The organism is Alloalcanivorax sp. C16-2, from assembly GCF_046507615.1.
Classification (GTDB): Bacteria; Pseudomonadota; Gammaproteobacteria; order Pseudomonadales; family Alcanivoracaceae; genus Alloalcanivorax; species Alloalcanivorax marinus_A.
The window spans coordinates 1,224,401-1,239,433 of record NZ_JBKFTL010000001.1 but is presented as its reverse complement, the minus strand read 5'-3'; the positions used below and the strand labels follow the sequence as shown (position 1 = coordinate 1,239,433).

General features: G+C 65.8%; 16 protein-coding genes and 1 tRNA gene. 8 read left to right on the top strand and 9 right to left on the bottom strand.

Features of this window, described 5'->3' with window-relative positions; translation table 11 throughout:
• Window positions 1–2: 2 nt before the first annotated feature.
• The 6 genes from hisS to ndk form a co-directional block, all read right to left on the bottom strand.
• Complete coding sequence (hisS, locus tag ACLD02_RS05935) at window positions 3–1,274, bottom strand: histidine--tRNA ligase (protein ID WP_410298160.1); 1,272 nt, start codon at window positions 1,272–1,274, stop codon at window positions 3–5.
• Window positions 1,275–1,405: 131 nt separating this feature from the next.
• Entirely contained in the window at window positions 1,406–2,524 is a 1,119-nt protein-coding gene (gene ispG, locus ACLD02_RS05930) for a flavodoxin-dependent (E)-4-hydroxy-3-methylbut-2-enyl-diphosphate synthase (RefSeq protein WP_410298159.1), read from the bottom strand.
• Between the two features lie 66 nt (window positions 2,525–2,590).
• Entirely contained in the window at window positions 2,591–3,523 is a 933-nt protein-coding gene (locus ACLD02_RS05925) for a helix-turn-helix domain-containing protein (protein ID WP_203104921.1), read from the bottom strand.
• A complete protein-coding gene (gene pilW / locus ACLD02_RS05920) occupies window positions 3,520–4,287 on the bottom strand; it encodes a type IV pilus biogenesis/stability protein PilW (RefSeq protein WP_410298158.1) in 768 nt (255 codons plus the stop codon). Before pilW ends, ACLD02_RS05925 begins: the two co-directional genes overlap by 4 nt.
• 26 nt (window positions 4,288–4,313) lie before the next feature.
• Window positions 4,314–5,471: a 23S rRNA (adenine(2503)-C(2))-methyltransferase RlmN gene (gene rlmN, locus ACLD02_RS05915; protein WP_203104923.1), complete on the bottom strand. Its 1,158-nt coding sequence runs from the start codon at window positions 5,469–5,471 to the stop codon at window positions 4,314–4,316.
• A 22-nt stretch (window positions 5,472–5,493) separates the two neighbouring features.
• Entirely contained in the window at window positions 5,494–5,925 is a 432-nt protein-coding gene (gene ndk, locus ACLD02_RS05910; protein WP_203104924.1) for a nucleoside-diphosphate kinase, read from the bottom strand.
• Between the two features lie 232 nt (window positions 5,926–6,157).
• Here ndk and sufB point away from each other — a divergent pair, with 232 nt between their 5' ends.
• The 7 genes from sufB to ACLD02_RS05875 all read left to right on the top strand — a co-directional run bounded on the left by sufB (window position 6,158) and on the right by ACLD02_RS05875 (window position 12,437).
• The gene (sufB, locus tag ACLD02_RS05905; protein ID WP_410298157.1) at window positions 6,158–7,615 is read left to right on the top strand and encodes a Fe-S cluster assembly protein SufB; all 1,458 of its coding nucleotides are present in this window, start codon (window positions 6,158–6,160) and stop codon (window positions 7,613–7,615) included.
• A 55-nt stretch (window positions 7,616–7,670) separates the two neighbouring features.
• A complete protein-coding gene (gene sufC / locus ACLD02_RS05900) occupies window positions 7,671–8,450 on the top strand; it encodes a Fe-S cluster assembly ATPase SufC (RefSeq protein WP_203104926.1) in 780 nt (259 codons plus the stop codon).
• Window positions 8,447–9,706, top strand: coding sequence for a Fe-S cluster assembly protein SufD (gene sufD, locus ACLD02_RS05895; protein WP_410298156.1), 1,260 nt, complete (start codon window positions 8,447–8,449; stop codon window positions 9,704–9,706). The genes sufC and sufD overlap by 4 nt, the downstream gene beginning before the upstream one ends.
• A complete protein-coding gene (locus tag ACLD02_RS05890) occupies window positions 9,703–10,917 on the top strand; it encodes an aminotransferase class V-fold PLP-dependent enzyme (RefSeq protein WP_410298155.1) in 1,215 nt (404 codons plus the stop codon). Before sufD ends, ACLD02_RS05890 begins: the two co-directional genes overlap by 4 nt.
• Before the next feature lie 52 nt (window positions 10,918–10,969).
• Window positions 10,970–11,338 (top strand): HesB/IscA family protein, encoded by a 369-nt coding sequence (locus tag ACLD02_RS05885; RefSeq protein WP_203104929.1) that lies wholly within the window; start codon window positions 10,970–10,972, stop codon window positions 11,336–11,338.
• Window positions 11,339–11,360: 22 nt separating this feature from the next.
• Entirely contained in the window at window positions 11,361–11,900 is a 540-nt protein-coding gene (gene sufT / locus ACLD02_RS05880; protein ID WP_203104930.1) for a putative Fe-S cluster assembly protein SufT, read from the top strand.
• An 84-nt stretch (window positions 11,901–11,984) separates the two neighbouring features.
• Complete coding sequence (locus ACLD02_RS05875; protein WP_203104931.1) at window positions 11,985–12,437, top strand: SufE family protein; 453 nt, start codon at window positions 11,985–11,987, stop codon at window positions 12,435–12,437.
• A gap of 15 nt (window positions 12,438–12,452) precedes the next feature.
• Here ACLD02_RS05875 and ACLD02_RS05870 read toward each other — a convergent pair whose 3' ends face one another.
• The 3 genes from ACLD02_RS05870 to iscR all read right to left on the bottom strand — a co-directional run bounded on the left by ACLD02_RS05870 (window position 12,453) and on the right by iscR (window position 14,759).
• The gene (locus ACLD02_RS05870) at window positions 12,453–13,025 is read right to left on the bottom strand and encodes a heme NO-binding domain-containing protein (protein ID WP_203104932.1); all 573 of its coding nucleotides are present in this window, start codon (window positions 13,023–13,025) and stop codon (window positions 12,453–12,455) included.
• Between the two features lie 86 nt (window positions 13,026–13,111).
• Complete coding sequence (locus ACLD02_RS05865; RefSeq protein WP_203104933.1) at window positions 13,112–14,272, bottom strand: IscS subfamily cysteine desulfurase; 1,161 nt, start codon at window positions 14,270–14,272, stop codon at window positions 13,112–13,114.
• 22 nt (window positions 14,273–14,294) lie between these two features.
• Entirely contained in the window at window positions 14,295–14,759 is a 465-nt protein-coding gene (gene iscR / locus ACLD02_RS05860) for a Fe-S cluster assembly transcriptional regulator IscR (protein ID WP_203104934.1), read from the bottom strand.
• 194 nt (window positions 14,760–14,953) lie between these two features.
• Between iscR and ACLD02_RS05855 the strand changes: the two genes are divergently transcribed.
• Window positions 14,954–15,030, top strand: a tRNA-Met gene (locus ACLD02_RS05855).
• Window positions 15,031–15,033 lie beyond the last annotated feature (3 nt).

The window sequence follows — 15,033 nt, the reverse complement described above, 5'->3', positions numbered from 1 at the left end:
CCTTAGTCGGCCAGGCGGGTGGCCAACCAGTCGGCCACCTCGTCCTCGTTCAGTTGCTGTTGCTCGTCTTGTTCACGCAGCGGCTTCACGGCCACCTGCCTGGCGGCCACTTCGTCCTCACCCAGAATCAGGGCGTAGCGGGCGCCGCTGCGATCCGCTTTCTTCATCTGGCTCTTGAAACCACCGCCGCCGCAGTGGCATTGGATGCCGACGCCCGGCAGGGCATCGCGCAGACGCTCGGCCAGGGCCAGTGCCTGGGCCTGCACATTACCCATGGCGGTAATATAGATCGCCACCGGGCCCGGCAGTTCCTGACCCTTTTTCTCCAGCAGCAGCACCAGCCGTTCCAGCCCCATGCCGAAACCCACCGCCGGGGTGGGTTTGCCGCCCAGTTGCTGTACCAGGCCGTCGTAGCGACCGCCGGCGCACACCGTGCCCTGGGCGCCCAGCGCGTCGGTGGTCCACTCAAACACGGTTCGCCCGTAGTAATCCAGCCCGCGCACCAGGTTGGGGTTGATCACGTAGTCGACGCCGGCGGCTTCCAGCAGCGCCTTGAGCTGCTCGAAGTGATCGCGGGCGGCGTCGCCCAGGTGGTCGGCCAGCCGTGGCGCGTCCTGCAATACCTCGCGGGTGCCCGGGTCCTTGCTGTCCAGCACCCGCAGCGGGTTGCGTTCCAGGCGGTTCTTGGAGTCCTCGTCCAGGCGCTCGCGGTGCTCGCGCAGAAACGCCACCAGGGCGTCCCGGTAGCGGGCCCGGTCGTCCGGGTCGCCCAGGGTGTTCAGTTCCAGGGTGACCTGGTCCGCCAGCCCCAGATCCTTCCACAGGCGGGCGGTGAGCAGGATCACCTCGGCGTCGATGTCCGGGCCTTCCATACCGAAGGTTTCCACGCCGATCTGGTGGAACTGACGGTAGCGGCCGGCCTGGGGGCGCTCGTGGCGGAACATGGGGCCGGTGTACCAGAGCCGCTGGGTCTGGTTGTACAGCAGGCCGTGTTCCTCGGCGGCACGCACGCAACCGGCGGTGCCTTCCGGGCGCAGGGTCAGGCTGTCGCCGCTGCGGTCCTCGAAGGTGTACATCTCCTTCTCGACGATGTCGGTGACCTCGCCGATGCCACGGGCGAACAGCTCGGTGCGCTCCACGATGGGCATGCGGATTTCCCGGTACCCGTAGGCGGCCAGCACCGTGCGGGCACGCTGCTCCAGCCACTGCCAGAGCGGGGTCTGCTCGGGCAATACATCGTTCATGCCGCGTACCGACGCGATCTTCTTACTCACCGGTGCTCCTTAAAAAAACGCTCGACGCCGGACGCTGGACGCCCGACGCAGTTTAATCCGTCGCCCGACAATGACCGCCGGAAGCCGGTGTTGTTCAGCGTCCGGCCTCCGGCGTCAAGCGTCCGGCGTTATTACTCGCTGCGCGCGATGATGCCGTTGGCCTCGTCCTCGCGCATTTTTTCCACCTTGGCGCGCACCATGCGTTCCAACTCGTCCACCAGCGCTTCCTGTTTGATGTGGTGGCTCTTTTCCCCATCCAGATAGGACAGGTTGTTGGGGGTGCCGCCGGTCAGGCCGATGTCCGCCTCGCGGGCTTCGCCGGGGCCGTTCACCAGACAGCCGATCACCGCCAGGTCCACGGACTCGTTGATGTCCTCCAGGCGCGCTTCCAGCTCGTTGACCGTATCGATCACGTTGAAGTTCTGCCGGGAGCAGCTCGGGCAGGCGATGATGTTGACGCCCTTCTTGCGCAGATTGAGGCTCTTGAGGATGTCGAAGCCGACGCGGATTTCCTCCACCGGGTCGGTGGCCAGGGAAATGCGGATGGTGTCGCCGATGCCTTCCATCAGCAGGCCGCCCAGGGCCACCGCGGACTTCACCGTGCCGGAGCGGAACGTGCCGGCCTCGGTGACGCCCAGGTGCAGGGGCTGTTCGATCTGGCTGGCCAGCTTGCGGTAGGCCTGCAGGGTCATGAAGACGTTGGAGGCCTTGACGCTGATCTTGAAGTCCTGGAAATCGTAGCGGTCCAGGATCTCGGCGTGGCGCAGGGCGGATTCCACCAGGGCGTCGCTGGTGGGCTCGCCGTATTTGCGCTGCAGCTCCTTTTCCAGGGAGCCGGCGTTGACGCCGATGCGGATCGGCACGCCGTGGTCGCGGGCGGATTCGATCACCGCGCGCACCCGGTCCTCGCGGCCGATGTTGCCGGGGTTGATGCGCAGGCAGTCGGCGCCTTCGTCGGCCACCTTGAGGGCGATCTTGTAGTCGTAATGGATGTCGGCCACCAGCGGCACCGACACCTGGCGTTTGATGTTGCCGAAGGCCTCGGCGGCCTCCATGGTCGGCACCGAGACCCGCACGATGTCCGCGCCCACGTCCTCGAGCCGGCGGATCTGGCCCACGGTGGCGTCCACGTCACAGGTGTCGGTGTTGGTCATGCTCTGCACCGAGATCGGCGCATCACCGCCCACCGGCACCTTGCCGACGTGGATCTGGCGCGATTTGCGACGCTGAATGGACAGTTCCGGTTCCATAACCTGCTTCCTGAAACGTTCGAGCTGTGAGGAATGTGGGCGCGCTCGTGGCAAGCGCAAGGGCGCTCAGGGCAAGGTCACGCGTACCACATCGCCGGAGCGCTGGCTGGGCAGGGCGAGGGATTCGCCGTTGACGCTTACCGAGGAGACCGCGGCGGCGTCACCCACGGTGAGCCGGAACGGGGCCTCGCCTTCCAGGGTAACGCTGTCACCGGCCTGGCGCTGCCCCTGGCTGAGGGTGGCGCCGCTGGCGTCCACCACCTTGATCCAGCAGACCCGGGAGAAAGAGAGGCGCAGGCGGTCCACGCCGTCCTCCGCCGGGCGCGGCGCGGCGTCGGTGGTGTCGGCGACACCGGCATCCGGCGCGCCGGCGTCGGCCAGTTCGGACTCGTCGGACATGGAGCCCGGCAGCCGCGAGGGCGCCGGGCCGCCACCGTCCGGGCTGGCGCCGCCGTTGTCGGGCAGCGGCTCCAGGGTCTCGTCGGCGGGGGCCACCGGGTCGGTGTTCTCGGGCAGCGCGGGCTCCGGGGTGCCGCCCTCCGCCGGGGCGCTTTCCGACGCCGGCGCGCCGGCTTCCCCGGCCGGAGCCGAGGCCCCGGGCACCGCGCCGTCCCGGGGCCACAGCCACCAGCCCAGAGCCACCACCAGCGCCACCACCAGGATCAGCAATATCGGCAGGCGCCACTCCCGACCGCGCGGCGTGTCTTCCTGGGCTTCCTGGTGGCGCTCGTCCTCGGCGCTGCTTAGAGCGTCGACCTCCTGCTGGAAGCGGCGCGCCAGTTCCTCGGCGGGGAGCCCCAGAAAGCGGGCATAGTTACGCAAATAGCCCTTGATGAATGGCGGCTCCGGGAGCCGGTCGTAGTCGTCTTCCTCCAGGGCCCGCAGGTAGGACAGCGACAGCCTCAGGTGCTTGGAGACCTCGTCCTGACTCAGACCCTGCTCTTCCCTGGCCCGGCGCAAACGCTCGCCGGGTAACATGGCCTCTTCGTCCACGCTCATTGAGCTCCCTCCTGCCCGTTACGCCAATCCTGCCAAAGCCGGTACTCCCGGCTGCCCGGGTAGAGATTCTGCAACGCCAGCTCATAGCTGGATTGCTGATCACGCTTGCCGAGGGCCGCGGCCAGGCGAATGCCCACCCACAACGCCTCGGCGCTCTGCGGGCGCACGCGGCGCTCGTAGTCGCGATAGTAGTCCCAGCCCAACCGGGGCCGGCCATCGTCGTAATAGAGGCGGGCCAGCTCCAGCAGCACGGCGCTGGCACGGGGATTCAGGCGCAGGGCGCGGACATAGGCTTCGCGGGCCTGCTCCGGCTTGCCGAGTGCCTTGTAGGCGGCGCCCATGTTGCTGAAAGCACTGGCGCGGCCTTCATAGCCCGGGTCGTGGGCGGCGCGCTTGAACTTGTCCAGGGCTTCCTGATAGCGCCCCTGGGAAAACAACAGCGTGCCGTAGTTGTTGAGCGCCGGGGAATAATTACGGTCGGCGCGCAGCGCCTGCTTATAGTGATACTCCTCCTGCACCGGGTCGCGCTCGTAGTTGTACAGAAGGGCCATGGCGTTTTGTGCCTGGGCGCTGTTGCCATCGAGCGACAGGGCGCGGGAGAAATGACGCCGCGCCTCGGAGGGGTTGCCCATTTGCAGGTACTTCATGCCGGCGGCCACCCGGGTGGCCACCGCGTCCTCCACGTTGACCTCGTTCGGGTCGCCCCCTTCGGTGACGGTCATGCACCCGCCCAAAGCGCCCAGGGTGGCGGCGAGGACAAGCATGAGGACGAACTGTCGAAGCGTAGGGCTCATTGCGCGGGCGCTGTATTGCTGTCCGGTTGTTCGGCGCGGTGGAAAATGGAAGCCTTCCACCGCTCGCTGCGGCGGGTGCGGTCCTTCACCTCGCCCACCAGCTGGCCGCAGGCCGCGTCGATATCGTCGCCGCGGGTGGTGCGCACCGTGGTAAGAACGCCATTGTCATTCAGGAATTTGTGGAATGCCAGGATGTCCGCCTTGCGGGAACGTTCGTAGCCGGCATGGGGGAACGGGTTGAAGGGAATCAGGTTCACCTTCACCGGGATGCCCTTGAGCAGCTTGACCAGCTGGCGGGCGTGCTCCGGTTTGTCGTTCACATCGCGCAACATCACGTATTCCATGGTGATGGTGTTGTGGCGATGGGTGATGTTGTCGCTGTAACGCTTGCACGCCGCCATCAGCTCCTTGAGCGGATACTTGCGGTTGAGCGGCACCAGTTCATTGCGCAACTCGTCGTTGGGGGCGTGCAGACTCAGCGCCAGGGACACATCCAGGTCGGCGCTAAGCTGATCAATCTTGGGGATCACCCCGGAGGTGGACAGGGTGATACGGCGTTTGCTGATGCCGTAGCCCAGGTCGTCACGCATGATGCGCATGGCGTCCAGAACCGGCCCGTAGTTCAGCAACGGTTCGCCCATGCCCATCATCACCACGTTGGTGATGGGATGTTCGCCCAGGTTCTTGCGCGGCCCGAAGGAGCGGCTGGCCTGCCATACCTGGCCGATGATCTCGGCGCTGGTCAGGTCGCGCTGGAAGCCCTGCTTGCCGGTGGAGCAGAAACTGCAGTCCACGGCGCAGCCCACCTGGGAGGACACGCACAGGGTGCCGCGGCGACCGTCGGGAATGAATACGGTCTCCACGGCGCCACCGTTGTCGGCCTCGAACACCCATTTGCGGGTGCCGTCCCGGGAGATGCCCTCGTGGAGCACCTCGGGACCGCGAATCTCGGCCACGCGGGCGAGTTTTTCGCGCAGGGCCTTGCCCACGTCGGTCATGTGCTCGAAGTCGTCCACCTGGTGGTGGTGGATCCACTTGAGTACCTGCTGGGCACGGAACTTCTTCTCGCCCATGGCCAGGAAGAACTCCTCCATGGCGGGGCGTGTGAGTCCGAGCAGATTCACCTTGTCGGTCTGGACCTCGTGGGCGGTCATGCGTCTCCTCCAGGCACCCGTATTAGCGGGTGCGCGGGCAGATTTCCTCGTCGGCGAAGAAGTAGTCCACTTCGCGGGCGGCGGATTCGGTGGAATCAGAACCATGGACAGCGTTTTCGTCGATGGTTTCCGCGAAATCCGCGCGAATGGTGCCGGCGTCGGCATCCTTGGGGTTGGTGGCGCCCATCAGATCGCGGTTTTTCTTCACCGCGTCCTCGCCTTCCAGCACCTGCACGGTCACCGGGCCGCTGGTCATGAAAGCCACCAGGTCGCCGAAGAACGGACGCTCTTTGTGCTCGGCGTAGAAGCCTTCGGCCTGCTCACGGCTCAGGTGCAGCATTTTCATCGCCACCACCTTCAGGCCCGCTTTCTCGAAACGGCCCAGGATCTCGCCGATCGCGTTCTTGGCCACGGCATCGGGCTTGATAATAGAGAGGGTACGCTCAACAGCCATCTGTCTGATCACTCCAGAATTGCATAAGTCTTTGGGGGTCGCTGAAACCGGCGGATTATACGCATCAAGGGCCGAATATGATACCGTTGGCCGCCGCTAACGGACCGCCGTGCCTGACCGGATTCCCCCTCGCCGCCTTATCCTCTATAATACCTGAGTAATTTACTATGGTATTCCGCGAAGACCGGTACCTAAGCAGCAACCGGCACTTTGCAACGATGAGCCACGAACTATGAGCAGCCAAGCCGAACTCGACAATTCCGAACTGGATCGCGTCATCCGCTCCGAGTACGAGGCGGGCTTCACCACCCTGGTGGAATCCGACACCCTGCCCCCGGGCCTCAACGAGGACGTCATCCGCGTTATTTCCGCCAAGAAGGAAGAGCCCGAATGGCTGCTGGAATGGCGCCTGGAAGCCTACCGCCACTGGCAGACCATGCAGGAGCCGAACTGGGCCCACGTGGAATACCCGCCGGTGGACTTGAACGCGATCTCCTACTATTCCGCGCCGAAAAGCATGGAAGATCGGCCAAAGAGCCTGGATGAGGTGGACCCGGAGCTGCTTGAGACCTACAAGAAGCTGGGCATCCCCCTGCACGAACAGGAAATGCTCGCCGGCGTGGCCGTGGACGCGGTGTTCGACTCGGTGTCCGTGGCCACCACCTTCAAGAGCAAGCTGGCCGAGGCCGGGGTGATCTTCTGCTCGATCTCAGAGGCGGTGCGCGAGCACCCGGAGCTGGTCAGGAAGTACCTGGGCTCCGTGGTCCCCAAAGGCGACAACTACTTCGCCGGCCTCAACTCCGCGGTATTCACCGATGGCTCCTTTGTCTACATCCCCAAGGGGGTGCGCTGCCCCATGGAGCTGTCCACCTACTTCCGCATCAACGAGGCCAACACCGGCCAGTTCGAGCGCACCCTGATCGTCGCCGACGAGGGCAGCTACGTGAGCTACCTGGAAGGCTGCACCGCGCCGCAGCGCGACGAGAACCAGCTGCACGCGGCGGTGGTGGAGCTGGTGGCCCTGCCCGGCGCCGAGATCAAGTATTCCACGGTGCAGAACTGGTACCCCGGCGACGAGGACGGTAAGGGCGGCATCTACAACTTCGTGACCAAGCGCGGCGTCGCCCACGACCACGCCAAGATCAGCTGGACCCAGGTGGAAACCGGCTCCGCGATCACCTGGAAGTACCCGTCCGTGGTGCTGCGCGGCGACCATTCCGTGGGCGAGTTCTACTCGGTGGCGCTGACCCGCCACGCCCAACAGGCCGACACCGGCACCAAGATGATCCACCTGGGCCGCAACACCAAGAGCACCATCGTTTCCAAGGGCATTTCGGCGGGCAAGAGTTCCAACGCCTACCGGGGTCTGGTGCGCATGGGCCCGCGGGCGGAGAACGCGCGCAACTTCACCCAGTGCGACTCCCTGCTGCTGGGCGACACCTGCGGCGCGCACACCTTCCCCTACATCGAGACCAAGCACCCCAGCGCCACCGTGGAACACGAGGCCACCACCTCCAAGGTGAGTGACGACCAGCTGTTCCTGTGCCGGCAGCGCGGCATCGATCCGGAAAAGGCGATCTCCATGATCGTGAACGGCTTCTGCAAGGAAGTGTTCAAGGAACTGCCCATGGAGTTCGCGGTGGAAGCCGGCAAGCTGCTGGAAGTGAGCCTGGAAGGAGCGGTGGGCTGAGCCAACGGCCCACCTCCGTTGAACGAATCTGAATGAATTGTCTGGAAGTCGATTAATGCTGGAAATTCGCGATCTGCACGCCTCCGTGGCCGGCCAACCGATCCTCAAGGGCCTGAACCTCACCGTGAAGCCCGGCGAGGTGCACGCCATCATGGGCCCCAACGGCTCCGGCAAGTCCACCCTGGCCAACGTGCTGGCCGGGCGCGACAACTACGAGATCACCGGCGGCGAAGCCCTGTTCGAAGGCAAAAGCCTGGCGGAGCTGGAGCCCGAAGAGCGAGCGCAGCTGGGTCTGTTCCTGGCGTTCCAGTACCCGGTGGAAATCCCCGGCGTCTCCAACATGGAATTCCTGAAGGCGGCCCTGGAAGCCACCCGCGCCGCCCAGGGCAAGGAAGAGTGGGATTCGGTGACCCTGCTGCGCAAGGCCCGCGAGGCCTGCAAACAGGTGGACCTGGACCCGCAGTTCCTCAAGCGCGGCGTCAACGAGGGGTTCTCCGGCGGCGAGAAAAAGCGCAACGAAATCATGCAGATGCTGCTGATGGAGCCGAAGCTGGCGCTGCTCGACGAAACCGACTCCGGCCTGGACATCGACGCCCTGCAGACCGTGGCCAAGGGGGTCAACTCCCTGCGCGGGCCGGAGCGTGGCATCGTGCTGGTGACCCACTACCAGCGCCTGCTGGACTACATCGTGCCGGACCACGTGCATGTGCTGTCCGGCGGCCGGATCATCAAATCCGGCGGCAAGGAACTGGCCCTGGAACTGGAGCAGCACGGCTACGGCTGGCTGACCGACGACCAGAACGGCGGCAACGATAAAGAGGACCGGACGGCATGAGTGGCGACAACGCCCTGAACCTGCCCGAGGACCTTAAGACCCGGGCTCTGGAAAACGCCCGCCAGGCAACGCCGGTGGAAGCGCTGGCGCCGCTGCGCCAGGAAGCCCTGGCGGCCCTGGAAGGCGCCGCCTTCCCCGGGCGCAAGACCGAGGCCTGGAAGTACACCTCCTTGTACGCGCTCACCGACGGCCACCTGGCGGCCCGCGCCGAAGGCGCCGCGCCGGAGCATCTGCCGCGCCTGAGCGACTACCGGCTGGTGCTGGTCAACGGTCGCCTGGATGAACGCCACACCACCCTGCCCGAGGGCGTCTCCCTGGGCCGCCGGGCAAGCCGTCTGGAGGGGCTGACCACGCCGTTCGCCCTTTACAACGGCGCCGCCCTGGAAGACGCGGTGACCCTGGACGTGGCCGCCAACACCGATGTGTCCGCCCCGATCCAGGTGCTGCACGTGAGCGCCGGCGACGCGCCCTCGCACTGCAATACCCGGCTGGAAGTGAACCTGGCCGCCGGCAGCCGCCTGACCCTGATCGAGCAATACCTGGGCGCCGGGCCGGTGCTGACCAACGCGGTCACCGCCATCCAGGCCGCCGACAACGCCCGGCTGACCCATTACCGGCTGCAGGCCGACGCCGGCGACAGCCTGCACATCGGCACCCTGTTGTTCCAGCAAACCGGCGTCAGCCGCATCGACAGCTACCAGTTGATGGCCGGCAACCGGCTGCGCCGCAACGACGTGCGCGCCTTCCTGGACAAGAGCGGCGCCGAGCTGAATATGCACGGCATCTTCGTGGCCCGCGACCGCAGCCACATCGACAACCAGCTGTGCGTGGAGCACCGCGTGCCGGAGTGCACCTCCAATCAGGTGTACCGGGGGCTGGCCGGAGAGAAGGGCCGCGCCGTGCTCAACGGCCGCATCCACATCCACCCGGGCGCCAAGGGCACCCTGGCGGAACTGAGCAACAAGAACCTGCTGCTCAACCCCGGCGCGGAGATCGACACCAAACCGGAGCTGGAAATCTACAACGACGACGTCAAATGCGCCCACGGCGCCACCGTCGGCCAGCTCGACGCCCTGCAGCAGTTCTACCTGCAGTCGCGGGGCATCCCGCTGGCCGAGGCCAAGCGCATGCTCAGCCTGGGCTTCGTCAACGAGCTGATCATGAGCCTGCCGGACCAGGCCGTGGCGGACTGGGCCCAACCCTGGCTGGCCGCCGAGCTCGGCCAGCGCCCGGGCGCTGACGAGGAGGCCGCATGAGCTTCGATGTGCAGGCCCTGCGCGCGCAGTTCCCGATCCTTGAACAGACGGTGAACGGCAAACCGCTGGTGTATCTCGACAACGCCGCCACCACCCAGAAGCCCCGGGCGGTGATCGACGCGGTGACCGCCTACTACGAGGGCGTCAACAGCAATGTGCACCGTGGCGCCCACTACCTGAGCGACAAGGCCACCGCCGAGTTCGAGGCGGCCCGGGCCACCGTGGCGGATTTCCTCAACGCCGACCGCGAGGAAATCATCTGGACCAAGGGCACCACCGAGGGCATCAACCTGGTGGCCCAGAGCCATGGCCGCGAACGGCTCCAGCCCGGCGATGAAGTGCTGATCACCGCCCTGGAACACCACGCCAACATCGTGCCCTGGCAGCAGGCCTGCGAACGCACCGGCGCGCTACTGAAAGTGGTGCCGCTCAACGAGGACGGCAGCGTCGACGAGCAGGCCTATCTTGACCTGCTCAACGAGCGCACGCGCATTGTCGCCCTGTCCCATGTGTCCAACAGCCTGGGCACCGTGAACCCGCTGAAACGCTGGCTGAAAGCGGCCCGCGACGTCGGCGCCGTGACCCTGGTGGATGGCGCCCAGGCGGTGGCCCATTTCCCGGTGGACGTGCGTGAGCTGGGCTGTGATTTCTACGCCTGCTCCGGCCACAAGCTGTTCGGCCCCACCGGCATCGGCGCGCTGTACGGCCGCCGCGAGCTGCTCGACGCCATGCCGCCCTACCAAACCGGCGGCGAGATGATCGAGACGGTGAGCTTCGAGAAAAGCACCTGGAACAAGCTGCCCTACAAGTTCGAGCCGGGCACCCCCAACATCGCCGGGGTAATCGGCCTGGGCGCGGCGGTGCGCTGGCTCGGCCAGCAGGACCGCGCCGCGCTGAGCGCCCACGAAGACGCGCTGCTGGCTTCCGCCACCGAGCAGGCCGGGGCCTTCGACGGCTTGAAAATCATCGGTAACGCCGCCACCAAGGTGGGCGTGCTGTCCTTCTTGCTGGACGGCGCCCACCCGGCGGACGTGGGCACCCTGCTCGACCAGCAGGGCGTGGCGGTACGCACCGGCCACCATTGCTGCATGCCACTGATGGACAGCCTGGGCATTCCCGGCACGGTGCGCGCGTCGTTTTCGATCTACAATACCCTGGAAGAGGTGGACAGCCTGTTCCAGGCGCTGAAGAAGGTTCAGACTTTTCTTTGAACCAGCGGCCTTATGTGGCCGCCCGCAACTTGCCACTCAGCAAGGTGACGCTATGACCGTACAGACATTCGTACCCGGCCAGGCCGAGATTCACATGACCGACGCCGCCCGCGATCAGGCCCGTCGCGAAATCGCCCGCGCCAACGCCGGCGGCATCCGCCTGGACCTGGATGAGTCGGGCTGCTCCGGCTACATGTACGAGCTCAACTTCGTCGAGCGACCGCAGGACGGCGACCGCCGCTTCGAGGTGGACGGCGTGGTGCTGTACGTGCCGGAAAAATGGCTGGCCATGCTCAATGGCCTGCAAATCGACTATGTGAAGGAAGGCGTCAACAGCCTGTTCAAGTTCCGCAACCCCAACGCCACCGGCGAATGCGGCTGCGGCGAGAGCTTCACCGTCGAGGATATGGACGAGATCTGATTTGGCCACCGGACCCTCTACCTTGGAACAGCGCACCGTGGTGGTGAGCCGGGACGTACCGGCGCGGCTGGTGCCGGACGGCACCCGCATCACCATCCACAAGAACAGTTTCGTGAACCTGCGCCAGGCTTTGGGCGGCACCTACACGGTGACGATCAACGGCAACATGGCGCGCATCGACGGCACCGACGCCGACGCCATCGGCCAGACTCCGCTGGAGCTGGATTTCGAGGCGCCGGAAGAAGACGGCTCGGTGCGCGACGAGGACCTGCAGCAGGTGCTGGGCACCATCTACGACCCGGAAATCCCGGTGAACATCGTCGACCTGGGCCTGGTGTACGGCTGCGACGTGATCCGCCGTGACGAAAAAAACGTGGTGCAGGTGCGCATGACCCTCACCGCCCCCAACTGCGGCATGGGCCCGGTGCTGGTGGGCGACGTGGAGGACCGACTGGCCAAGGTGCCGAACGTGGACGCGGTGGAAGTGGCGTTGATCTTCGATCCGCCCTGGAGCCGCGACATGATGACCGAGGAAGCCCAGCTCGAACTGGGCTTGTTTTGAAAACGCCGACACGCTTGCACGCAACACGCCAGCACGCGGCGTGTGAGCGTGGAGCGTGTTGCGTGCAAGCGGAGACATTGGGTTTTGAGCGAGTTTAATATCCGCGACATCAAGCTGGGCCGCGACGTCACCGCCGAGGACATTTGCGAGGACCTGGAATTCCTGGACGACTGGGAAGAGCGCTACCGCTACATCATCGACCTGGGCAAGCAACTGCCGCCCATGCCGGAGGAACTGCGCACCGAGGAGCGCTTCGTGCGCGGTTGCCAGAGCCAGGTATGGCTGGTCACCGACTATGACGCGGACGCCGGCATCCTCTATCTGGCGGTGGAATCCGATGCCCTGATCGTGCGCGGCCTGGCGGCGATCATCCTCACCGCCCTCAATGGCAAGGCGCCGCAAGAGGTGGCCGCCTACGACATGGACGCCTTCTTCGAACGCATCGACCTGCTGCGCCACCTGAGCCCCACCCGGGGCAACGGCCTGCTGTCCATGGTCGGCCGCATCAAGCAGGAAGCCGCCGCCCTGTCCGCCTGACCTCCTGGCAGCCTGCTAGACGGCGGTCAGCGAGGGCCGCCGGCTCTCCGCGCGCGTCAGCCGGAACACGAACCGCCGGTGGCCGCCGCGCACCGGCTCGTTTTCCATCAGTTCCGCCTTTTCCCCGAAATACCCGGCCACGCCGTACACCGCCCCCACCGCCAGAGCGCTCAAATCCCGGTGCGAGTGATAATACAGCTCCAGCACCCCGGGAGCGGTCTCCCGCACCTGGATGCGCGGCGGCTGGGCCTGGGGATCCTTGAGCCTCACCAGCTTCTCGTGGATATGCTCTTCCAGATTGAGCAGGAAATCCCGGGCGTCCCAGTGGGCGGGAATCAAAGACCGGTACATCTTGATCAAAGGTGGAATGGTCCAGGCCCCGAAACTCTCCAGAAGATCGTTCCGGCACAGGCCCACTTCATCCTCGAGGGCCACCAGCAAACGCTCCAGATGAGCATCCGGATAAAGCCGCACCGGGGCATGGGCCTGGTCCGCCAGCCCCGCAGCACGGCGCGCTCCCTCCCAAACACCAGGGCCGAAACGGTCCGTCACGAAATGCCGGAACTGATACAGAATCACGCCATGCATGCGCCGCTCCCCTTGTCGTTTCATGAAGCGGGAAGCAAGGCGCGGGCCAATCGCCGGAACCGCCCGGCCCGGCGCTGACGCGGGTTTCAGGCGCGGTGCCGGCTGGCCTCGCGGAGCCGGGTGACGACCTCCGTCACGTTCTGCCCGACGCGGTCAATGTCCGCCTCGGAGGTGAAGCGGCCCACGGAAAAACGCAGAGCGCTGCGCGCCAGGTCGTCGGCCAAGCCCATGGCCTTGAGCACATAGGAGGGCTCCAGGGTGGCGGAGGTGCAGGCGGAACCGGTGGACACCGCCGCCTCGGTAAGCGCGGTGAGCAGCATCTCGCCATCAACCCCTTCGAAGGCCAGGTTCAGATGACCGGCCAGGCGAGGTGCGTCTCGCCCGTTGAGATGAACGCCGGGCAGTTCCGCGATCTTCGCATAGAGACGATCGCGCAGGGCGGCGAGGCGCGCCTGCTCGTTGTCCCGCTCCGCCATTGCCAGGGCCAGCGCCTCGCCCATGCCCACGATCTGGTGCGTGGCCAGGGTGCCGGAGCGCATGTTGCGCTCGTGGCCACCGCCGTGAATCTGGGCTGCCACCCGGACATCCGGGTGACGCCGCACATAAAGCGCGCCGATGCCCTTGGGGCCATAAATCTTGTGGGCGCACAGTGACACCAGATCCACGGGCAGCTCGCGCACGTCCAGAGGCAGCTTGCCGGCGCTCTGCGCCGCGTCGGTGTGGAACAGGGCGCCGTGCTCGCGGCACAGGGCGCCGATAGTGGCGATGTCGTTGATCACCCCGGTCTCGTTGTTGGCATGCATGATGGACACCAGCACGGTGTCCTCGCGCAGCGCCGCCTTGACCTTGGCCGGGTCCACGCGACCGTCCGCCTCCGGGGCGATCCAGGTCACCGGGTGGCCCCGGCGCTCCAGCCAGGCGCAGGGATCGAGTACCGCCTTGTGCTCGGAGGTGGCGGTGATCACATGGCCACCGCCACGCTGCTCCAGCACGCCTTTGAGGGCCAGGTTGTCGGCCTCGGTGGCACCGCTGGTCCAGACGATCTCGCGGGGGTCGGCGTTGATGGCGTCGGCCACCTGGCGGCGGGCGTTTTCCACCGCCTCCTCGGCAAGCCAGCCGTACAGGTGGCTGCGCGAGGCCGGGTTGCCGAAGTTGTCGTCCGGCCCCAGACAGGCCGTCATTGCCTTCACCACCCGGGGGTCCACCGGGGTGGTGGCGGCGTAATCCAGATAAACCGCTTGGGACATGATGGGAAGATTCGGTTACGGGTTAAAGGGTGCTCACCGGAACCCGGTTCTGCCGTGCGTCCTGACGCTGAGCCACGGACCGCACCTCATGGCGGGCCACCAGCTCACCCAGGGTGATGCCGGACAGAAAATCCTGGATCTGATCGGAGAGGTCGCACCACAGGTGATGGGTCAGGCAGATGTCGCCTTCCTGGCAGTCGCCCTGGCCGCCACAGCGGGTGGCGTCCACGGACTCGTCCACCGCCGCGATCACTGCGGCCACGTCGATATCGTCACCGGAACGGCTCAACCGGTAACCGCCGCCGGGGCCGCGCACACTGGTGACCAGATGGCGGCGACGCAGCTTGGCGAACAACTGCTCCAGATAGGAGATGGAGATTCCCTGACGGTCGGAAATGTCAGCCAGGGAGACGGGGCCGGTGTCCGCGTGCAAAGCCAGATCCAGCATCGCGGTCACCGCATAGCGGCCCTTGGTGGTCAGACGCATACCCACACCTTTGGTACGTGATTACGGTGATAGACTAGTGAAAACCAACTAAATCGGTCAAGTATTACCGGAACAATAATTGATAATCATTATCAACTAAATTCCCAGTGTGCAAGAAATGGACGCTCAATCCCCGGTGTGGGTTCCCCGCCTTGACAGGCGCGGGGCGCTCGCGGACAATTCGCGGCCTCTGTGGCAAGGTAGCTCAGCTGGTTAGAGCACAGCACTCATAATGCTGGGGTCGGCGGTTCAAGTCCGCCCCTTGCTACCACTC